Origin of the sequence: Bradyrhizobium sp. AUGA SZCCT0222 (assembly GCF_018130205.1) — a bacterium.
GTDB lineage: Bacteria > Pseudomonadota > Alphaproteobacteria > Rhizobiales > Xanthobacteraceae > Bradyrhizobium.
Genome location: NZ_JAFCLX010000003.1, coordinates 226,722 through 246,342, shown reverse-complemented (window position 1 = coordinate 246,342; position 19,621 = coordinate 226,722). Strand labels below are relative to the sequence as shown.

The 19,621-nt window shown below is 62.2% G+C and carries 18 protein-coding genes; 11 read left to right on the top strand and 7 right to left on the bottom strand.

Annotated features, from left to right (window positions below; translation table 11 throughout):
* Nucleotides 1-2 precede the first annotated feature (2 nt).
* Both JQ629_RS04020 and JQ629_RS04015 read right to left on the bottom strand, forming a co-directional pair.
* Nucleotides 3-1,622, bottom strand: coding sequence for a GMC family oxidoreductase (locus JQ629_RS04020; protein WP_212411343.1), 1,620 nt, complete (start codon nucleotides 1,620-1,622; stop codon nucleotides 3-5).
* A 76-nt stretch (nucleotides 1,623-1,698) separates the two neighbouring features.
* Complete coding sequence (locus tag JQ629_RS04015) at nucleotides 1,699-2,454, bottom strand: bestrophin-like domain (RefSeq protein WP_212411341.1); 756 nt, start codon at nucleotides 2,452-2,454, stop codon at nucleotides 1,699-1,701.
* Nucleotides 2,455-2,611: 157 nt separating this feature from the next.
* Here JQ629_RS04015 and JQ629_RS04010 point away from each other — a divergent pair, with 157 nt between their 5' ends.
* The 3 genes from JQ629_RS04010 (at nucleotide 2,612) to JQ629_RS04000 (ending at nucleotide 6,657) form a co-directional block, all read left to right on the top strand.
* Entirely contained in the window at nucleotides 2,612-3,409 is a 798-nt protein-coding gene (locus JQ629_RS04010) for a transporter substrate-binding domain-containing protein (protein ID WP_212411338.1), read from the top strand.
* A gap of 599 nt (nucleotides 3,410-4,008) precedes the next feature.
* Entirely contained in the window at nucleotides 4,009-4,860 is an 852-nt protein-coding gene (locus JQ629_RS04005) for a formate/nitrite transporter family protein (RefSeq protein ID WP_212411336.1), read from the top strand.
* 57 nt (nucleotides 4,861-4,917) lie between these two features.
* A complete protein-coding gene (locus JQ629_RS04000) occupies nucleotides 4,918-6,657 on the top strand; it encodes a bifunctional protein-serine/threonine kinase/phosphatase (RefSeq protein ID WP_212411334.1) in 1,740 nt (579 codons plus the stop codon).
* A gap of 145 nt (nucleotides 6,658-6,802) precedes the next feature.
* Here JQ629_RS04000 and JQ629_RS03995 read toward each other — a convergent pair whose 3' ends face one another.
* Nucleotides 6,803-7,597 (bottom strand): substrate-binding domain-containing protein, encoded by a 795-nt coding sequence (locus JQ629_RS03995; RefSeq protein WP_212411333.1) that lies wholly within the window; start codon nucleotides 7,595-7,597, stop codon nucleotides 6,803-6,805.
* Between the two features lie 295 nt (nucleotides 7,598-7,892).
* Between JQ629_RS03995 and JQ629_RS03990 the strand changes: the two genes are divergently transcribed.
* On the top strand, nucleotides 7,893-8,630 hold the full coding sequence (locus JQ629_RS03990; protein WP_212411331.1) for a cupin domain-containing protein: 738 nt from the start codon (nucleotides 7,893-7,895) through the stop codon (nucleotides 8,628-8,630).
* A 215-nt stretch (nucleotides 8,631-8,845) separates the two neighbouring features.
* Here the strand turns inward: JQ629_RS03990 and JQ629_RS03985 are convergent, their stop codons facing one another.
* Complete coding sequence (locus tag JQ629_RS03985) at nucleotides 8,846-10,138, bottom strand: M20/M25/M40 family metallo-hydrolase (protein WP_212411330.1); 1,293 nt, start codon at nucleotides 10,136-10,138, stop codon at nucleotides 8,846-8,848.
* Between the two features lie 180 nt (nucleotides 10,139-10,318).
* Between JQ629_RS03985 and JQ629_RS03980 the strand changes: the two genes are divergently transcribed.
* The 3 genes from JQ629_RS03980 to JQ629_RS03970 all read left to right on the top strand — a co-directional run bounded on the left by JQ629_RS03980 (nucleotide 10,319) and on the right by JQ629_RS03970 (nucleotide 12,060).
* Nucleotides 10,319-11,248 (top strand): alpha/beta fold hydrolase, encoded by a 930-nt coding sequence (locus JQ629_RS03980; RefSeq protein WP_212411329.1) that lies wholly within the window; start codon nucleotides 10,319-10,321, stop codon nucleotides 11,246-11,248.
* 28 nt (nucleotides 11,249-11,276) lie between these two features.
* A complete protein-coding gene (locus JQ629_RS03975; RefSeq protein WP_212411328.1) occupies nucleotides 11,277-11,654 on the top strand; it encodes a nuclear transport factor 2 family protein in 378 nt (125 codons plus the stop codon).
* 247 nt (nucleotides 11,655-11,901) lie between these two features.
* Nucleotides 11,902-12,060, top strand: coding sequence for a hypothetical protein (locus JQ629_RS03970; protein WP_212411327.1), 159 nt, complete (start codon nucleotides 11,902-11,904; stop codon nucleotides 12,058-12,060).
* 238 nt (nucleotides 12,061-12,298) lie between these two features.
* On the opposite strand, the gene JQ629_RS03965 is transcribed toward JQ629_RS03970, so the two are convergent.
* Nucleotides 12,299-13,861 (bottom strand): L,D-transpeptidase, encoded by a 1,563-nt coding sequence (locus JQ629_RS03965; RefSeq protein WP_212411326.1) that lies wholly within the window; start codon nucleotides 13,859-13,861, stop codon nucleotides 12,299-12,301.
* 467 nt (nucleotides 13,862-14,328) lie between these two features.
* Here JQ629_RS03965 and JQ629_RS03960 point away from each other — a divergent pair, with 467 nt between their 5' ends.
* The gene (locus JQ629_RS03960; RefSeq protein ID WP_212411325.1) at nucleotides 14,329-15,258 is read left to right on the top strand and encodes a helix-turn-helix domain-containing protein; all 930 of its coding nucleotides are present in this window, start codon (nucleotides 14,329-14,331) and stop codon (nucleotides 15,256-15,258) included.
* Between the two features lie 811 nt (nucleotides 15,259-16,069).
* On the opposite strand, the gene JQ629_RS03955 is transcribed toward JQ629_RS03960, so the two are convergent.
* A complete protein-coding gene (locus JQ629_RS03955) occupies nucleotides 16,070-17,293 on the bottom strand; it encodes a polyhydroxyalkanoate depolymerase (protein ID WP_212266986.1) in 1,224 nt (407 codons plus the stop codon).
* Between the two features lie 183 nt (nucleotides 17,294-17,476).
* Between JQ629_RS03955 and JQ629_RS03950 the strand changes: the two genes are divergently transcribed.
* A complete protein-coding gene (locus JQ629_RS03950; protein ID WP_212411324.1) occupies nucleotides 17,477-18,130 on the top strand; it encodes a glutathione S-transferase family protein in 654 nt (217 codons plus the stop codon).
* Between the two features lie 91 nt (nucleotides 18,131-18,221).
* On the top strand, nucleotides 18,222-18,395 hold the full coding sequence (locus JQ629_RS03945; protein ID WP_212266860.1) for a hypothetical protein: 174 nt from the start codon (nucleotides 18,222-18,224) through the stop codon (nucleotides 18,393-18,395).
* 379 nt (nucleotides 18,396-18,774) lie between these two features.
* Here JQ629_RS03945 and JQ629_RS03940 read toward each other — a convergent pair whose 3' ends face one another.
* Entirely contained in the window at nucleotides 18,775-18,993 is a 219-nt protein-coding gene (locus JQ629_RS03940) for a hypothetical protein (protein ID WP_212266854.1), read from the bottom strand.
* 183 nt (nucleotides 18,994-19,176) lie between these two features.
* Between JQ629_RS03940 and JQ629_RS03935 the strand changes: the two genes are divergently transcribed.
* Nucleotides 19,177-19,527, top strand: a complete 351-nt coding sequence (locus JQ629_RS03935; protein ID WP_502752315.1) for a hypothetical protein — start codon at nucleotides 19,177-19,179, stop codon at nucleotides 19,525-19,527.
* The last annotated feature ends 94 nt before the right edge of the window (nucleotides 19,528-19,621 follow it).

Genomic DNA, 19,621 nt, shown 5'->3' with positions numbered 1-19,621 from the left:
CGTCAGTTCGCCAGCGCGCTGGCGATGATATCGGAGCTCTTCTCTGCGACCATGATCGTCGCCGGGTGAATGTTCGGCGAGGGCATCGCCGGCATGACGGACGCATCGACGACCCGCAGACCGTCGATGCCGCGAACGCGGAGCTGGCTATCGACGACGGCCCCGTCATCCTCGCCCATCCGGCAGGTGCCGCAGGGATGATAGACGGTCGAGCCGATATTCCTGATATAATCGGTGGCCTGTTCGTCGCTGGTGACCTCGGGACCGGGCCTGATCTGTTCGACCACCAGCGATCGGAAAGGCTCAGTCGCGACGATTTGCCGGGCAATGCGAAAGCCTGCCAGCATGATCCGCATATCATCGGGGTCGGTCATATAGTTGGCGCGGATGCGCGGCGGCGCCCGGCCCTCCGCGTCGCGCAGCGTAATTTCACCGCGGCTCTTCGGCCGGCAGACGCTGAAGATGAAGGTAAAGCCCGGCCACCGATGCAGCCCGTTCTTGAACCCGTCAGTCGAAAAATTGAGGCACTGATACTGGATGTCAGGCACCGGTTCGGAAGGGTCCGATTTCGCAAACAGCGTCGCTTCGGTCGCGCCGACCGAGAGTTGTCCGGACCCCCTGAGCAGCCATTCGAGCGCGAGCTTGACCGACTTGGCCGGGCTCATCACGGCTTCATTCAAGGTATCGGTCGCGTTGGTCTTGAATGTGAAGCTCGACTGATAATGGTCCTGCAGATTCTTGCCGACGCCGGGCAGGTCGCATTTCACGTCGATGCCGAGCTTTGCCAGTTCTGCGGCCGGGCCAATGCCGGAGGAGAGCAACAGCACCGGAGAATTGATCGCGCCGCTTGAGACGATGAGCTCGCGTCGCGCGCCGATGCGCTGGATCTGGCCGTCGCGTTCGACCTCCACGCCGATGGCGCGGTTTCCGTCGAACAGGATGCGGCGGACGCGGGTCTTCGTCATCAGTTCGAGATTTTTGCGGCTGAGGTTCGGCTTGAGATAGCCGACCGCCGTCGAGCGGCGCCAGCCATTGTGGACGTTGAGCGGCGCGAAGCCGACTCCGTCAATACGCTCGCCGTTGAAATCAGGGTTGCGCTGATATTGCAGGCGCTCGCAGGCCTCGACGAATGCCTTCGCCGCCGTCGAAGGGCGTTTGATGTTCGACACCGTCATCGGACCGCCGGTGCCGCGCCATTCGTTGGCGCCATCAACGCTGTGCTCCATCCGTTTGAAATAGGGCAGTACGTCATTGTAGCCCCAGCCACGCGCACCTAAGCGCTGCCATTCGTCGTAGTCGCTGGGCGCGCCTCGCAGGAAGACGAGGCCGTTGATGGAGCCGGAGCCGCCCAAAACCTTGCCGCGCGGCCAGATCACGGTTCGGCCGCCCAGACCCGGTTCGGGTTCGGTTTCGTAACCCCAGTTCATCTTCGGGTTCGGGACCAGTTTTCCAAAGCCCATCGGAATGTGAATCCAGGGATTGCGATCGCGTCCGCCGGCCTCGATGACGCACAGCGACACTTTTGGATTTTCCGTCAGCCGCGCCGACAGCACGCAGCCGGCCGAGCCGCCGCCGACCACGACGACATCGAATTCCGCATCGAAACCGGATTTGCCCTTCAAGACGTTTCGCTCCCGATCTGCTTCTTGCGGCTGAGCATAGTAGGCCACGCATGGTCTGGATAGGCTCGCGTTCGCGCTACTCGACCTTCGGCAGCACCGCGTGCAGATGATGGTTGGAGATCTGCATCAGGCCGCTGAAGGGCTGGCTGAGATCGACGATCAGGAACAGCGCGCTCGACACCGAGAGCGCGAACACCAGAATGGCCGCGATGACGATTCTGCCAGGATCGGCGAACAGGCTGAAGCTGGCGAAGATCACCACCAGCCAGAACGTCAGCACGATGAAGAACGGCACCGGTATCGCATTGTCGCTTTGCGTGAAAACCAGCAGCCGCGTCCGGCCCATGTCGGTGGTGATCTCGATGATGCGGGATTTGAGCGAGGTCTGCTCGGCATTGGCCGGCTTCAGGCCCTCGACCGCGTCGTAAAATCGCTCGGCATTCCTGCCGATCGCGAGCGTCGATCCGCCGTCTTCGCCGATGCTCTGCTGCCAGATCCGCAGCGCAGCCGACGGGATGATTTCCCGCAGCAGAGTCCGCGCGGCCTTTGCTTCCGGGCCGTATTTGGCGAGCAGTTGATCGACCAGAACGGCGTTGGTGCCGAGCTGACGTATATTGCTGCTCTGGGCGTCAAAGGTGTTCTTGGCGGATGCGATCATCAGGCCGATCACGAGGGCGGCCAGCGTCGCGAGAAATCCCGCACCGAGGCGGATGGTTTCCCTGGATCCGCCGTCGAGCCGGTCCGCCAGCAAGGACCTTTTCAGAATCATGCCGATGGCCGTACCGATCAGGATCGATACGAAGGAGGCCAGGAACGCGGTCGTCGAACTCATGGCATCGTCACCTGTGTAGTCGCCGGGCAGGGGTATTTCATTTTCTGCGCTTCGCCAATCCGCATATGCATGGCGGATAGCTGTACCCGCCATCGTCCCTGCGCTAGAAGCAGGCCTCCAGAACTGACCGGGCGCGAGACCCGGCGTGGAGGAAACGATGTCCCATCAATTGCCGCGACTTGCCGGCCTCGTCCTTGGAGCCATGATGATAGCGATGCCGGCAAATGCCGATGCCCTGAAAGATGAAATCGCGCCGACCGGCAAGCTGCGGGTGGCGATTGCGATCAGCCCGGCGGGCGGCGCGTTCTGGTCGACCAAAACCGAATCCGGCTATGCCGGCGTCCCGGTCGATCTCGGCAAGGCGATGGCGGGGCAGCTCGGCGTTCCCGTCGAATATGTCGTGCACCAGAATTCCGGCCAGATCGTTGACGCCGCGTCGAAGGGCACCTGGGACGTCACCTTCCTGCCGAAGGATCCGGAGCGTGAGGGCAAGATGTCGTTCGGGCCGATCTATGAGGTCGCGGACGCCACCTACATCGTCAAGCCAGGCTCGACGGTGACTGACTTTGCGACCCTCGATCAACCCGGCGTCAAGATCGCCGCCGTCAACAACACCACGACCATGCGCGGCGCGATTGTGCATCTGAAGAATGCCAAGGTCACCGGCTATCAGACCTTTGACGAAATCGCCGGCCTGCTTGCGAAGGGAGAAATCGATGCCTTCGCGTTGTCGCGCGAAACGCTCAATGCCATGGCCAGGAAGATTCCAGGCACGCGCGTGCTTGACGAAACCTTCAAGCAGACGGTGACCGCGGTCGCGGTGCCGCTCAATCATCCTTTGTCGCACGCGTTTGCGGTCAAGTTCCTGACCGAGTCGATCTCGAACGGCACGCTGCGCAAGGCCTATGACAATAACGGCCTGAAGGACTCGCCGATCCGGACCCAGACGAAGTGAGCCGAGTGCGATGAGTCTTCCCGTCATCCTGAGGTGCGCGCTCTTGCGCGCCTCGAAGGATGAGCAGGGCCCGTGGCCATCCTTCGAGGCTCGCTGCGCTCGCACCTCAGGATGACGGACGCGCCAAATCGAACTAGCTTCGCCTGCTTCGGCGACCTGCGCTACATCTGTGCAACTGCACAATTACAAGGCATGAGACCCATGCCCCTGGACGCGATCCGGGGCGATTAATCCTGTAAAATCACGGGGTTTTTGCCACTTCGGCGCCCGCGCCGTGTTGGCACATCGATTGCTTAATTAAATCTCAGTCAATGACGACTGCCGTCCTACGGATTGCCAAAGCCAGTGTTGGCCAAGGCGCAGGGATCAGGCGACCTCCATGAGGCGCCTGGAGCAGTCATCGGGACCACTCCACAAACATCTCTGTCTCAGATCAAGCGTGAGCGTGTGACCCGCGGCGCCGAGCAGAAGCGTTTTGCTTCTGCTTCTGCGGCCGGTTGCGGCATGCGCGCGCGAGGACGGCTCGCCACACCTCACATCGGCGCGGGCCATATGGCTGCCGGCGCCAGTTAGATTTTTGCGCAACAGGGGGAACTGCAATGGCCTATCTCGTGCCTTCGGAATTCGTGACCAAGATGGTCGATGCCGGAGAATCCAAGATCTTCATGTCGACGCGCGACACCGTGATTCGCGCCTATATGGCCGGCGCCATCCTGACGCTGGCGGCGTGGTTCGCCGTCACGATGGGCGTCCAAACCGGCCAGCCGATCATCGGGGCGATCCTGTTTCCGGTCGGCTTCTGCATGCTCTATCTGTTCGGCTTCGACCTGCTGACCGGCGTGTTCGTGCTGTGTCCGCTGGCGCTGATCGACAAGCGTCCGGGCGTCACGCTGGGTGGCGTGTTGCGTAACTGGGGTCTGGTGTTCATCGGCAATTTCGGCGGCGCTTTCACCGTCGCGGTGATGGCGGCGATCGTCTGCACCTTCGGATTCTCCACGCCGCCCGACAAGGTCGGCATCGCGCTCGGCCATATCGGCGAGGGCCGCACCGTGGGCTACGCGGCGCATGGCATCAACGGCATGCTGACGCTGTTTGTTCGCGGCATGCTCTGCAACTGGATGGTCTCGGCCGGCGTCGTCGGCGCGATGATCTCGACCACGGTCAGCGGCAAGGTGATCGCGATGTGGATGCCGATCATGCTGTTCTTTGCCATGACCTTCGAGCATTCGATCGTGAACATGTTCCTGTTTCCCGCCGGCCTGCTGCTCGGCGGCAAGTTCACGATCGTGGACTACCTGGTCTGGAACGAGATCCCGACCGTGGTCGGAAATTTGGTCGGCGGTCTCGCCTTCACCGGCCTGACGCTCTACACCACCCACGTCAAGACCGCGCCGAAGCGCGCGGTGGGGTTGACCGAGCAGGCTTCATCAGCGCGTTCACGCGCGTCCTAGACACGCAATGGGTCTCAACCCTCAGGGGTTGAGGCCCCCATTCCTTTGACGGGACAGATGCCGCGTGAACTGAAAATATCGGTCGGGCAATATTCTGACAAAGGTCGCAAGGAGACCAATCAGGATTTTCACGGCGTCCTGATTCCGGCCGAGCCGCTATTGAGCCTCAAGGGCATCGCCATCGTGCTGGCGGACGGCATCTCGAGCAGCAATGTCAGCCGGATTGCAGCCGAGTCCGCCGTCAAGGGTTTTCTGACCGACTATTACTGCACCTCGGAATCCTGGTCGGTGCGAACTTCTGCCCAGCGCGTGCTGGAAGCGACCAATTCCTGGCTGCACTCGCAAACGCGAAGAAGCCAGTATTCCTACGACCGGGACCGCGGCTACGTCTGCACGCTGAGCGCCATCGTCCTCAAGTCGACCACGGCGCATCTGTTTCACGTCGGCGATTCCAGGATCTATCGCGTGTCCGGCAACTCGCTGGAGCAGCTGACCAACGACCATCGCGTCATCATTTCGTCGGAACAGTCCTATCTCGGCCGCGCGCTCGGGGTGAATCCGCAGATCGAAATCGACTATCTGATGTCCCGGGTCGAGAAGGGCGACACCTTCGTGCTGGTGACCGACGGCATCTACGAACATGTCAGCGATCGCCATATCGCCAGAACGGTGCGGGATAACGCCGCCGATCTCGACCAGGCGGCAAAAGCTGTCGCCGAGCTCGCCTTTGAACTCGGCAGCAAGGACAATCTCACCATTCAGATCGTGCGCGTCGATGAACTGCCCGAAAGCGCCGCCAGCGAGGTGTTCGGGCAGCCGAGAGAACTGCCGCTGCCGCCGCTATTGGAAGCGCGGCAGGTTTTCGATGGATACCGCATCGTCAGGGAATTGCACGGCAGCAGCCGCAGCCACATTTACCTTGCGGTCGACATCGAGAGCGAGGACGTCGTCACTCTCAAGATTCCGTCGATCGACCTGCGCGACGACCCGGAATATCTGAAGCGGTTCATGATGGAAGAATGGGTGGCGCGGCGGATCGACAGCCCGCACGTGCTGAAGCCGTGCCTGCCGTCACGCAAGCGCAACTTCCTCTATGTCGCGACCGAATACATCGACGGCCAGACGTTGACGCAATGGATGATCGACAATCCCAGGCCGACGCTGGAGACGGTGCGCGGCATCGTCGAGCAGATCGCCAAGGGCCTGCGCGCGTTCCACCGCAAGGAGATGCTGCATCAGGACCTGCGGCCCGACAACATCATGATCGACAGGACCGGCACGGTGAAGATCATCGATTTCGGCTCGACCAAGATCACCGGCGTCATCGAGGCCGCTCCATCCGGCAACCGCAACGACATTCTCGGCACCGCGCAATACACCGCGCCGGAATATTTTCTGGGCGAGCCGGTCTCGTCGCGCTCCGACCTGTTCTCGCTCGGGGTCATCACCTATCACATGCTGACGGGAAAGCTGCCCTATGGCGCCGCAGCGGCGAAAGCCCGAACCCGCTCGCAGTTCAGCAGGCTGATCTACAGCCCGGCCTCGCACCGCGACCGCGAAGTGCCGGTATGGGTCGACGGCACGCTGGAGCGCGCGGTGCATCCGAACCCTTACAAGCGATACGACAGCCTGTCGGAATTCCTGCACGATTTGCGTCATCCCAACGCCAATTATCTCGGCACCTCGTCGACACCGCTGATCGAGCGCAACCCGCTGCTGTTCTGGAAGACCACGACCATCGTGCTGGCGCTGGTGGTGATCGTGCTGCTGGCGATGCAGCACGGGATGCATCGGTGAGAGGGCTGCTACATCTGGCGCAGACGTCATCCTGAGGTGCGAGCGGAGCGAGCCTCGAAGGATGGGCCACGGGCGTACTCATCCTTCGAGGCGCGCAAGAGCGCGCACCTCAGGATGACGGGAAACAGCTTGAGCGTCCCTGCCCCTAATTCCCCGCCGCCACGATCGGGTCCATCCCGCTCTTGACGATCTCCGGCCGCGCCGCGGGCGAGGCGAGGAATTTGATCAGCGCCTTGGCGGCGTCGGGCTCCTTGGAGACGCTGGCAATCGCGGCGGAGAACACCGTGATCTTCTGTAGTTCGTCGGGCAGGGGACCGACGATGTCGATGCCTTCGACCGGCCGGAGCTCGCTGATCTGCTGGAAGCCGATCTCGGCGTTGCCGTGCGCGACGATTTCGCCGACCGGGGTCGCAGGAATTTTTCGCGCCTTGTCCTTCATGGCGTCCTTGATGCCGAGCTTGTCGAACATCTCGGTCGAGACATAGACGCCGCTGGCGCTGTCGGAATAGGCGATGGTCTTCGCGGCCAGCAGCGCGCGCTTGACCGCGTCCGCGTCGCTGATGTCCGGCTTCGGGGCGCCTGCCTTCACCGCAACCCCGATCGGCGATTTGACCAGGTCGATCTTGCTGTCCGCAATCACCTTGCCCTGCCTGGCGAGATCGTCGATCGCATAGCCGACCATGATCAGGACGTCGGCGGCCTCGCCGCGCTCCAGCCGCACCGGGATCGCATTCGCCGTCGTGCCCATCGACGGACCGTAGGCGGTCAGCACCTTGTGGCCGGTGGCACGCTCGAACTCAGGGACCAGCGCCTTATAGGCGGCGGACAATCCGCCGGAGATCATGACGCGCACCTCGGCGGCGGAGGCCGCACCTGAAAGTGCGACGGCGGTAACGAAGCCGAGTGCGAGTGCGCGGAAGTTAGTTGAATTCAGCCGCATGGTTATTCCTCCCGGGGCGCTTCTTGGCGGACGTCCTTGCGAGGGATGTTACTGCGCAAAGGGCGTAGCGGCTACCTCAAATGGCCGCCCCGTCATTGCGAGCGAAGCGAAGCAATCCATGCTGCGTCTTGCCGAGCCATGGATTGCTTCGCTGCGCTCGCAATGACGCCGGAGGGCGCAGACCACGCACCCTCACTGGTTGCACGTTACGCCTAAGGTCTAGTTCCACGAGCCTGCTTGCTTCGGCACAAATAGTCCTGACGACAACGAAAACGAAAACAGGCGGAGGATGCAGATGAGCAGGCTCTCGTGGCGCTGGTGGACACGAAACAACGACAAATCCGTAAGCGAGAGGACGCCCCCGTCCGAAGAAGTTGCAGGCGGGGATCGGCGCCAGTTGCTCCAGGCGCTTTCCGCGATCGCCGGCAGCGGCGCGCTGGCCGTGATCTCGCAACCTGCCGAAGCCAAGGATTCCAGCGACCTGCCACCGCCCAAGCGGGCGCTGACCGGCCGCGATGAGGCCGGCAAGTCGGTGTTCAAGTCCTTTGACGTCACGTCCAAGGTCGTGGAGATCGATAGCAATCCGGGGCTGACATTCTACGAGCTCTACATGACCGAAGGCGTGCCGCAGCTCACGGGCCTCGAGCCGGACCCGATGCTCAAGGGCACGATAGGCTTTCCCGGCCCGGGCGGCACGATGTTCCGCCTGATCTCGTATCCGCCCAAGCGGCCCGAAGGCTACAAGCCGCCGGCCGGCGTCACGTTCGAAAGCGGGCTGAAGGAATTGTCCGACAAGCTCCCCGGCATGGGTGACGTTTTCGACCGCAGCGCGCCCGGCATGCACACGTCCGATACCATTGATTACGGCGTCGTGGTTCGCGGCGAGATGACGCTTGAACTGGACGACGGCCAGAAGGTCCATCTGCGCCAGGGCGATTGCATCGTGCAGAACGGCACAAGGCATCGCTGGCGCAACCCGTTGCCGGAGCCCTGTCTGATGGCCTTTATCTCGATCGGCGGCAAGCGCGGTTAGGACTTGCGCTGTCGGCGACGCGACAGCCTTCGCAGCTCAGGACACCGTATTTGCCCGGAATCCACAATAGAACGGTTCTGCGCTATCAAAGTGCCAGGCAGGATTTCATACTTAAAAATTTTAACGAAGGCCGCTGACATCACTCAGCGGCCTTTTAATTTTGGAACTCGTGACAACGAGGCCGGTTCAAGCGGCGCAGCCACCGCTGCACCGCCTCATTTCACCTTGTCCTGCGACACATCCATGATCATGCGCGCCGACAGATAAAGCCGCGGTACGATGGTCTCCAGCTTGACGTATTCGGCGTCGTTGGAGTGGGCGCCAAAGCTGCTGAGACCAAAACCCTCGATGACGGGGGCCTTGGTCTTCAGCGCGGCGAACGCGGCGTCGGTGCCGCCGCCAGAGGCGACGTCGATCACCTTCAAGGGCAGCCCGAGCTCCTCGTAGATGGCGGTGCCGTGGGCGGCCAGGCGGCGCGAGGCGGGCGTGGCTTCCAGCGGCGGCCGGCGCATCTCGAACCGGAGCTGCACCTTGGCGTCGGGGATCCGCTGGGTCTTGATGCGTTGCTGCAGCGCGGCCTCCAGCTCGGCGAAATCGGACACCTTCAGCGCCCTTGCGTCGCCTTGCGCGGTGGCCTGAGCCGGGATCACGTTGCGGTTGGTGCCGGACTGCGAGACGGTCCAGTTCAGGGACAGGCCCTGTTCGCGCCGCGACAGGTCGCTCAATTGCAGCATCTGGTGCGACAGCTCGTACAGCGCGTTGACGCCCTTTTCCGGCGCCGCACCGGCGTGCGAGGCCTTGCCGTCCACCGTCAGGTACGCCGCGCCGATGCCGCTGGTGGCCAGGCGCAAATTGCCATCCATTCCGCCGCCCTCATAGGAGAACACCGCGTCGTGCTCGCCCGCCATGCGGGTGATGGTGCTGCGCGAGCCCGGTGAGCTGATCTCCTCGTCGCCATTGATCAGCACGGTCAGCATGCCGTAATCCGTAAACTTCAGTTTTTGCAGGATCGCCACCGCGTGCAGGATCAGCGCGATGCCCTGCTTGTCGTCGCCGACGGCGAGGCCATAGGCGCGGTCGCCGTCGATGCGGAAGGGTTGGTCCTTCAGCATGCCTTTCAGATAGACGGTGTCCATGTGGGCAATCAGCATGATCTTCCTGGTTCCCGTCCCCTTGAACACCGCATGCACCATGGAACCCGGCTTCGGCGGCGTGTCGTCCATCCGGTAGATGTCGGTCGGCTCGATGATCTCGACCTTGCCGCCGAGCCTGGTCAGGCGTTCGGCGATCAACGCTGCCAGCTGCGCCAGGCCCTCGGCATCCTTGCTGCCGGATTCGATGTTGACGAGGTCGCGCAGCGTGTCGAGCAGCGGGGTTTTTTCCTGCTGCGCCAGCTCGTGAATGCTGGTCACCGGCGCGGCCGGTGCGGGCAGGGGCGACAAGGCCAGGGCGCAGGCGGCGATACAGGCCAGCGGGAAACGCAGAGGGAACCGGGCGGGACGCGACATGGCGAGCCTTTCAAGGGGCGATTTGATGATCGATGAAGCTCGACGAAAATCGAGACCGCACCTGACCCTATCCATAGTAACCTGAAGCACGCCGGCTTCAAACGTTCGAGCGGGACGTCCTGGATTTTCGCTGCGGAGCAGAATGTCCATATTCCGGTATCGCTATCGAGGACGAGGCGTATGCGTCCAGTTCTTCAGCCTCCTGTTAATCGACGGCACCTGCTCAATTTGGGTGCCGGGCTATCGTTAGCGACTTTCGCGTCGACGGCGATTTGGCCGCACTCGGGTGCAAGCCAATCCGGTCTGGTGGAAGACTACGCCGACGGCGACGGAGTGAGGCTGCACCTGGTCAGGGGTGGCGAAGGCGAGTTCATGTTGTTCCTTCATGGCGCCCCGGACACCGGGATGCTGTACATGAACCAGCTCGCGGAATTCAGCCGAGACTACATGGTGGTGGCTCCCACCTTGCGGGGCTTTCCGCCATCAGATCGACCGCAAGCCGTCGATGCTTATGCCATGCCGAGATTATTGGGCGACATACATGCCCTGCTACGGCATTTCGGCCGTGAGCGGTGCATCCTGGTGGGCAATGATTGGGGTGGCTACATTGCCTGGGTGTTTGCTTCAGCCTATCCAGGCCGTGTCGAACGCCTGGTCATTCTCAATGCACCGCACCCGGCCATACTTCTCCGTGAGGTGCGCAACAGCGCGGCGCAAATCCAGGCATCGCAGTATGAGCGCGAATATTACAACGCGGTTGCCCCTTATCCGTCCTGGTACAATTACTACCGCGCGGACCCGATCAAGGTGCCTGCTTCCATTGCTGATGCTGCGCGTATGGAAACGCCGGACCTCGCTGCCCGATTCTTTGCCGATGTAGCGGAGGCTCCCGCCACGACGTCACTCCGGGTGGATGTTCCGACGCTGGTCCTTTGGGGAATGCAGGACACTGTCTGCCTGCCCGGTCAACTGGATCACCTCCACGACTATGCGCCGAATGCAATCGTGGTTCGAATCGAGGATGGCGGCCACCGCCCCATGCAATCCCATCCCATGTTGGTAAATCGTGCGATCCGGGACTTCCTGCGGCGTACGCATTCACCAAAATAGCCGCTAGGGCTGCAAATAGGAGATTGCGATGGACGATCGAACCGTGCGGGCTGCGCTGCAGCGCCATTGGGATGCTTCGGATGCGAGCGATTTCGAGGCCGAACATGAAATCTACCGCGAGGATGCTGTGCTTGATTATCCGCAATCGGGCGAGCGGATCCGCGGCCGGCGCAACATTCAGGAGAGCCGAACCGTCCAGCCAAACAAGAAACATTTTGCGGTGCGGCGAATGATCGGCAGCAGCGATCTCTGGATCACTGAATTCGTGCTTACCTATGACGGCATACCATCTTACGCCGTGAGCATCATGGAGTTCCGCGAAGGGCTGGTGGCCCACGAAACGCAATATTTCGCCGATCGTTTTGACCCTGCAGCCTCGCGTGCGCATCTTGTTGAGCGAGTCTAGCGCGGCTGAGCCAACGGGTCGAATGCGCGCCCGATGACAGGCTCCACGATTTCAGGGTTTTCGCTATGACGTGATCCCGTATGGCACTTCGCTTGTCCGGGCTACTTGCTGAGGCGCTCACACCTGTGCGCTCCCATGCGCGTGCTTGGGGTCTCCGCAATCACACGGGCGAAAATCGCTGGCCGCGTCTCATTGCCATACATACTGTACGAGGGCTGCCAAACATGGCGGCGTGGAAGGGGTTCAAATGAACGCCATGACGCAAAAGATCAAAGAGCACACCTGTGCTGCCTGCAAGGGAACGGGATTCCCCGCGGTGAAGCAGCCCGTGCTGGTTACTCGCAAGATCTATCCGGCGAAGTGCGAGGCCTGTGCCGGCAAGGGAAGAATTACGGACGCCGACTGAATTCAGCGAGCGTATCCCGGATGAGCCAACGGGTCGTGCAAATGCGCGCCCGATGACAGGCTTCGCGACATCCGGGTTTACGCGGTGACGTGATCCCGTATGGCGCGTCGTTTATACAGGCTACTTGCTGAGACCGAGGCCCCCGCGGGGCGGGTTGAGCCGCGCCGCTGATCGGACATCGAGAGGCATCAAATCGGCGCGAATGACCCTGAGCCCCCTGCGCCCAGCGTGCCTTGCCCTACCACCAGTTCGTGCCCGGCTGCCAGTACTGTTGGCCGCCGCGCCGGCGCGTATTGGCGGGTTGGGGCGGCTGGGGTTCCCAGCTGCGCTGGAAAAACGGGTTGAAGCCGTCGCCCTGGACCGGGTCGCTCGAAGCGTAGACGTCGACCGGGGGCGTCGGCTTGCGCGTGATGAAGCCGCCTTGCGGCTGGGTGCTCAGCACCGCGACGAACTCGGTGCGATAGTTGGTCTCGACGCTCAGCGGCTCGTCCGAGATCACGATCGAGGATCGTGGCATGGCGGTCGGCGCGATGCGATCGAGCACCTCCTGCGGGATGGTGATGCGGTCGAGCGCGGCCTTGGCGTCGTCGGCGCTGTCGATGGTGACCGCGGTCCAGCGCAGGCCGGAATCCTTTTGCGCCACCGCCGTGAAGATGTGCGTGCCGATCGGCCTGTCGGAATTGCGGATCGTGACCGGAACTTCGATCGTGGCATCGAACACAATGCCGCCGCCGTCCGGGGCCGGCTTATGTGTCGGGCGGCGCACATACAGCTTTTGCGTCGCGCGGCTGATGTAGATCGAGACCGGCTCGAGCGCGAGCTTGGCCTCGCTCGCCGCCTTGGCGGTGTCGGCCTTCCTGGTCTGGGCCGCCTTGGCCGCTTCCTTGGCGGCGGTGGCTCCGTCGAGCTTCGATTTCGAGTCGGCCTTGGCGGTGTCGAGCTGGGTCCCGAGGTCCGCGGCCTTGGCGGCGGCCTTTTGCTTGAGGTCCTCGGCCTTCGCCTTGGCCTCGTCCGTCTTGGCACCGGCGACCGCCTTCTCGGCGGAGGCAAGCTCGCCGTCGGCGCGGGTCTTCAGGCCCTGCAGCTTGCGCAGCGACGCTGTCAGCGACGCGGTCTCGCGCGTCGCCGTCGCGATGGCTTTCTTCGCCTCGTCGGCTGCCTTGGCAGCCTCGGCCGCCTCGCGGGGCAGCGCTTCGGCCTTGGCCGGCGCGGCCGCGATGGCTTCACGGTTCGGCGAGAACAGCGCCGGATGGGAGAATTCCATTGGCTCAGCGTCGTTGGGCGAGATGATCACCCGCATCCCGATCCGCGTCTTGTCGAACATCTTGTCGGCAAAGCCGAACGGCATCCGCACGCAGCCGTGCGAGGCCGCATAGCCGGGCAGCGGCCCACCATGAAGCGCGATGCCGTTCCAGGTGATGCGCTGCATGTTCGGCATCTCGGCATCGTCATACATGTTCGAGCGGTGTTCCCTGTTCTTCTCGAGGATGGCGAAGACGCCGGCGGGCGTCTCGCGTCCCTTGGTGCCGGTCGACACCGGCGCGCGCAGAATCCAGCCGTCGGCGTCGTAGAAAGTGACCTGCTGGCTCTTGATCGACACGATCGCCATGAGCGGCTCGCCGGCATCGCGCGGCGCCGTCGCCTCGGTGGCGGGCTTCGGGCGCGCCTGTTTCGGCGCGGCGTCGGCGGCCAGTCCCGTCAAGGCCGTCAATGCGGCCACCGCCGCGAATGTCACAATGGCAGGAACACCCCGACGCCGCATCGCCACGGAGGATCGCGCCGTCGTAAATCGAATTACCATTCCATGCCCCGGTTCAAATGCCTGTCCGCGCGTGCGTCGATCAGATGTCAGATTCATGAATTTTGGATCAACCAGTCGCCACCACTATCCACGCCGCGAATTCGGCCCGTCCCGGGGGCGATTCACTTTTATACGACAGCCTGCGCAGGAGAAAGAGCGGCCCGCGCCTCGGATTGTAACGATCTGGATACATCGGTGCGACAAAACAACCCGGACGGGCGGATCATCAACAGTCTCTCGCTGGAAATTCGGCCTGACCACGTCCGGTCCCGAGGTGGATAAGCATCCCGTCAGGGAGTCCAGGTTCCGAAATTCGCTCGAAGCGAACCGTGGAATCCACGGTACCTTGAAATCGCAGCGTAAACGGTCCTGTCATCGGCCGCGCTGGACGGCCCCTCGCTGATCTACGATAATGCGGGACGGCGCAGCAATGATGCTGATCCGCCGGTCCGCGTTGGTAGACGCATATGACACAGAGCGGTTTTCACGGTCAGGCGTTCAAGGACCTGCTGCACCTTCAGGATACACCGTCATCGCTGATCACGCGGTCCATGCGCGGTGTCGAGGTCACAGCCACCGAAACGCGGGATGACAATCCCGTCCCGGGCCTTTGCGGCGCCATCGCACCCGAGGACGCCTATCTCGTTAGCCTGAAACTTCGCGATTATCCCGACTGCGAATACTGGGAGCACGGCAAGTGCGTGGCCAAGCCCAATATCCGGGCAGGCACGACATATCTGTACGACATGAAGTGCGATCCGCGCTTTGTGATCGAAAAGCCGTTCCACTCCGTTCATTTCTATGTTCCGGCCTTGGCGCTCAACGGCGTCGCGGAGCGGTTCGGCGCGCGGCGTGTCGGTCAGCTCGACTGTCAGTTCGGTACCGGCTTTGACGACAACGCTGTGCATCACATCGGCGCGGCGCTCCTGCAGGGATTGCGCCGGCCATCCGAAGCGAACCAGCTTTTCGTCGATCACATGATGCTGGCGCTCACAGCCCATGTCGTTCGGGCGTATGGCGGACTGCACAATGCCGAACCGGTGAGCAGCGGCCTTGCGCCGTGGCAAGTGAAGCGGGCCTGCGAAAGGCTTGCATCGGACCTCAGCGGAAAACTTACGCTGCAGGAAATCGCGGCTGAGTTGGATCTCTCGGTCAGCCATTTTTCTCGAGCGTTTCGGACGTCCGTCGGCCTGCCGCCACACCAGTGGCTCCTTCGCCAGCGCATAAACGCCGCCAAGCAGTTGATGACCGTCCGTGGCCTGTCGCTTGCGGAGATCGCAACATCCGCCGGGTTTGCCAATCAAAGCCACTTTACGCGGGTATTTTCGGCCCTGGTCGGCGTCAGCCCGGCCGTGTGGCGCCGCGAAGCACAAGGTGCGGCGGAAAGCGAGACGTGAACCGGGAGGATGGCTGTCGCACTTGAATGTTGCCGCCCACCGATGCCCTGCGAACTGCGTCGCCTCGTACGCAAGAGCATTGTGAGCGCGGCGGGTGCGGCAAACAACCCGTCGGGCAAATCAGTTCTGATTCACGGAAATCGTGTCAAGTGAAAAATTTCTGTAAATCAAAAATATTTCTGTTGTCGTCCGACCCAAATCAGTGCGCATCTATCGCCATCCCGTCCTACTCAGAAGGGCGTCGGCCGTCGTCACGGACGTTGGACGGGTTGCGGTGGACGCTGGTTTGCGCTGAGACGACGGCGCGGATGAGCGTACGGCAAAACCGTGTGGTCCTGGCGCCCGTTGCAGGTGTCAAGCTGTCGGGTAGGCGAGAGCCGAACGGCAGCGACGGAGTCAACCAAGAACTCGTCTCCGGGGAGAGCACGGCATAAGCCGTAAAGCCATTGCGCAGGGAAGGCCGGGTGTTCACCGCTGCCCTGTATGCTCGTGTGCACATTTTTTTGTGCAAACCGCACGCGAGACCGCGGGTGCAGCGCGCACCCGGTCTTCCCTGCGCCCTCTCGATTAGAGGGCAAGGAATTTCTGGCAAAGCTCGGGCGCAGTGCGTCGCGAGAAGGCGATGGTGCGCTTGGATGATGGTGCCAACAACAAACACCGCCGTCGTCCCGGCCTTGAGCTCAGATGCGCAATTGCGCATCGGGGGACCCATAACCACAGGGAGAAGTTTTGCGAAAGGTCTCTGTCACCGAGCCTCTATCGAAAGATCACGCGGTATGGGTCCCGGCCTTCGCCGGGACGACAAACAACCTCACGAATTCACATGAACAAAATCCCGCAGCAGCGGATAGATCTCGTTGTTCCAGCGTTTGCCGGAGAACACGCCGTAATGGCCGACGCCGGCCTGCATGTGATGGACGCGGCGATAGGCGCGCACGCCGGTGCAGAGGTCTTGGGCGGCCAGTGTCTGGCCGATCGAACAGATGTCGTCCTTTTCGCCTTCGACCGTCATCAGGCCCATGCGCTTGATCGCGGCCGGGTTCACCGGCTTGCCACGATGCATCAGCTTGCCCAGCGGGAGCAGATGCTCCTGAAACACGTCGCGCACGGTCTCGATGTAAAATTCCGCCGGCAGGTCCATCACGGCGAAATATTCGTCGTAGAAAGTCTTGATGACTTCCGCCTTCTCCTTCTCGCCCTTGGCCAGATGCTGGGCAAGATCGATGTGCTGCTTGATGTGACGCTCGAGGTTCATCGAGACGAACGCCGTGAGCTGCACGAAGCCCGGATAGACCTGGCGGAACGCGCCCTTGCATTGAACGGGCACGTAATTGATCAAATTTTCCTCGAACCATTTGATCGGTTTGCTCTTGGCGAAATCATTGACCTTGGTCGGCTGGATGCGGGTGTCGATCGGCCCCGCCATCAGCGTCAGCGTCGCAGGCCGCGCCGGGTGATTTTGCTCCGACATCACGGCCGCCGCCGCCAGCGCCGAAACCGAGGGCTGGCAGATCGCCACCATGTGCGAGCGCGGGCCCATCTTGTCGAGGAAGGTGATGAGGTGGTCGGTATAATCCTCGAGGCCGAAGCGGCCGGCATTGAGCGGGATCTCGCGCGGATTATGCCAGTCGGTGATGTAGACGTCGTGGTCCTGCAGCAAGGTCTTCACGGTGCCGCGCAGCAGCGTCGCAAAATGGCCGGACATCGGCGCCACCAAAAGCAGTTTGGGTTGCTCCGGCGCATGCTCCTTCTTGAACCGCAGCAGCGATCCGAACGGCGTGGCAAAGGTGACTTCCTCGGTCACCTCCAATTCCTGATTGCCGACCATGACCTTGTCGATGCCGTAGGCCGGGCGGGTGTAGGTCAGCGAGGTGCGCGAGATCAGTTCGAGCGCCGCGGCCAGCCGCCCGAACGCCTTGTCGGACACGCCTTGCGGCACGAGGTTGAGATATTTCAGCGCCGCTCCGGCCCCGGTCCGCCACGGCGCCGTGAGGTCCATATGGTTCTGATAAGCCTGGTACATCAATGACATCATACGCATCCGCCCTTGCCCGATGATGCCATGCAATATCGAAGCCAAAGCAGAGCGAACCGCCCGAAAAACTGGCACGTGGCTTGCTGCGGAACGTGACCGGCGTAAGCTATCGGCGGCGGCGGCGCGCTGGCGCGGCCGTCCACTTAGCCTTGCGGTAGACGTTCAGGCGTGAGGGAAGGCCCTATGGCGAATACGACACTAACCATCAGCAGCAAGAACTATTCGTCCTGGTCGCTGCGCGGCTGGCTGCTCGCGAAGTTCTCAGGGCTCCCCTTCGAAGAGGTCGTGACCGCACCTGATGACGCGTCGGCGCGGGCCGAAATCCTGCTGCTGTCGTCGTCGATCCTGGTGCCGTGCCTGCGGCACGAGGGCGCCACCGTCTGGGACACGCTGGCGATCGGGGAATACCTCAACGAGGTGATGCCGGACGCCGGCCTGTTGCCGGCGGACCGCGTGCAGCGGGCGCACTGCCGATCGATCTGCGGTGAGATCCATTCCGGCTTCACCACGCTGCGGGCCTCACTGCCGGTCAATCTCAAGGGCCATTTCCCGAACTTCAAGATCTGGTCGCGCGCACAGTCCGATATCGACCGGGTCTGCACCATCTGGCGTGAGTGCCTGGCCCAGTCCGGCGGGCCGTTCCTGTTCGGCGAGCGCACCATGGCGGACGCGATGTACGCGCCGGTCGTGACCCGCTTCATGACCTATGACGTCAAGCTCGACCCGAAGCTTGCAGCCTACGCAAAAACCATCATGGCGATGCCCGAGATGGTCGAGTGGATCGAAGCCGCCAAGGCCGAGCCCGCCGACATCGAGGAGCTCGAGGTCGAATATTAGGCAGTGCACCCGGCGCTGTGCCCGTTTGACGGGCTTTCAGCGGTGACCGTCCGTGATCGCTGCAGTGCAACGCGATTGGCGTGGATTTCGCATGACAGCATGCAGCTGTGAACGCGACGATGCGGCGCTGCCGAAAATCTGGACGCCTTGCGTGGTCGCGATCTCGCGAAGAACCGTGGAGGCTTCGATGAATCACACCGCAATCGCGCGCAACTACTTCCTCTATCGCGACCTCGGAATTTCGCCGCCGACACCTTGGAAGTGACCGCGATGTCATCCCCCGAGGAATTAACCTTTGTCGTCGGCCGCTGGTTGCGGCCAATCGTGGCGGTGCTGCATGTGGTGCGGCGCCTGACGTTCCAGCCGATATCTAGCCGTGAACAGGGGAGTACAGCCGCCAAGCAGTGATTCGGGCGCGATTCGTTCCGTCCGCGTTCCGAAACTTAAAGACCGCTCCGGATGACGCGCGATATCGTCGCATTCTGGAACAATGCGCCGCGCGTCCGGCTGACCTGCAGCCGCCCAGAGCGTTTTCCAGCGAAGTGGACACCGGTTCGCGTGAAGAAAACGCGTCAAAACAAGAATCCAGAGCCCCGTTCCGATCCCATCGGAACGGAAAAGGCTCTAGCCCCGGAAAATGCCCGTCAAACCTGACTGCTCACCCGTGGCAGCCGCCAGCCGACCACGGTCGCCTCGACCGCACCGCCGGTCCGCTCATTGCGCCATTGACCTTCAATCCAGCGGCAGGCGAATGGCAATTGATACGTGCCGCTGTGATCCTCGCACAGCACCTCCACCGGCCGGTCCGGCGGCGGTTCCCCGTTGCCATCGAACTGTGCCAGCCGCTTCTCGCGCGTTGCCATAGGTTAAATCTCCACTGCCGGGGCGTGCAAACCTCTCGTTTGGGTTCCCCGGCGAAAGTCCATCCACACCAATAAAGAGAGCTCACCGCCTGAATGCGGTATCAGTGTGGTATCGCTGCAGCCAGCGGCCTGATACGAGCAAATTGATGTGATTGACCGAATGAAGTTTGAGTGAGGGTTGGAATGATTGCCCGGATTGCAAGAACCGCTGTCGCCGTTGCAGCACTGCTGATGCCTTGCGCAAGCTACGCGCAGGATGTTCCCGGCATCGAAATCTGCACGGTCGAAAAAACCATGGAGCGGCGCACCTCTTGCCTGCAGAGCAATGTCGACTTCCTGCAAAAGACCATCAACAAGATCACGCAGGACAATCAGCAGAAGCTCGATGCCGCCAACCGGCAGATTGAGGCGCTGAAGGGAACGGTGATCGCACTGCAGAAGTTCGTGGACGATCTGCAGAAGAAGACGGCGGAGGAACTGAAAAAGAAAGCCGACGTGCCGGCGGCCAAGGATGCGGCGCCTGCGGCGAAATAATTGCCGCCGTTGCGGGATAATGCCCGGCCTCGGTAATCAGCGGCGCAATTGCAGCTGCGAGAGCAACGCCGGTCAAATGCGGCGCGCGGTAAGC

Excerpts from the sequence above, each read along its gene's own strand:
- JQ629_RS03955 (WP_212266986.1), bottom strand. The coding sequence starts at position 17,293 with ATGATGTCATTGATGTACCAGGCTTATCAGAACCATATGGACCTCACG.
- JQ629_RS03980 (WP_212411329.1), top strand. The coding sequence starts at position 10,319 with ATGCGTCCAGTTCTTCAGCCTCCTGTTAATCGACGGCACCTGCTCAAT.
- JQ629_RS03995 (WP_212411333.1), bottom strand. The coding sequence starts at position 7,597 with ATGCGGCTGAATTCAACTAACTTCCGCGCACTCGCACTCGGCTTCGTT.
- JQ629_RS04005 (WP_212411336.1), top strand. The coding sequence starts at position 4,009 with ATGGCCTATCTCGTGCCTTCGGAATTCGTGACCAAGATGGTCGATGCC.
- JQ629_RS03960 (WP_212411325.1), top strand. The coding sequence starts at position 14,329 with ATGACACAGAGCGGTTTTCACGGTCAGGCGTTCAAGGACCTGCTGCAC.
- JQ629_RS03985 (WP_212411330.1), bottom strand. The coding sequence starts at position 10,138 with ATGTCGCGTCCCGCCCGGTTCCCTCTGCGTTTCCCGCTGGCCTGTATC.
- JQ629_RS03940 (WP_212266854.1), bottom strand. The coding sequence starts at position 18,993 with ATGGCAACGCGCGAGAAGCGGCTGGCACAGTTCGATGGCAACGGGGAA.
- JQ629_RS03970 (WP_212411327.1), top strand. The coding sequence starts at position 11,902 with ATGAACGCCATGACGCAAAAGATCAAAGAGCACACCTGTGCTGCCTGC.
- JQ629_RS03950 (WP_212411324.1), top strand. The coding sequence starts at position 17,477 with ATGGCGAATACGACACTAACCATCAGCAGCAAGAACTATTCGTCCTGG.
- JQ629_RS03990 (WP_212411331.1), top strand. The coding sequence starts at position 7,893 with ATGAGCAGGCTCTCGTGGCGCTGGTGGACACGAAACAACGACAAATCC.
- JQ629_RS03965 (WP_212411326.1), bottom strand. The coding sequence starts at position 13,861 with ATGGTAATTCGATTTACGACGGCGCGATCCTCCGTGGCGATGCGGCGT.
- JQ629_RS04000 (WP_212411334.1), top strand. The coding sequence starts at position 4,918 with ATGCCGCGTGAACTGAAAATATCGGTCGGGCAATATTCTGACAAAGGT.
- JQ629_RS03935 (WP_502752315.1), top strand. The coding sequence starts at position 19,177 with ATGATTGCCCGGATTGCAAGAACCGCTGTCGCCGTTGCAGCACTGCTG.
- JQ629_RS03975 (WP_212411328.1), top strand. The coding sequence starts at position 11,277 with ATGGACGATCGAACCGTGCGGGCTGCGCTGCAGCGCCATTGGGATGCT.
- JQ629_RS03945 (WP_212266860.1), top strand. The coding sequence starts at position 18,222 with ATGACAGCATGCAGCTGTGAACGCGACGATGCGGCGCTGCCGAAAATC.
- JQ629_RS04015 (WP_212411341.1), bottom strand. The coding sequence starts at position 2,454 with ATGAGTTCGACGACCGCGTTCCTGGCCTCCTTCGTATCGATCCTGATC.
- JQ629_RS04010 (WP_212411338.1), top strand. The coding sequence starts at position 2,612 with ATGTCCCATCAATTGCCGCGACTTGCCGGCCTCGTCCTTGGAGCCATG.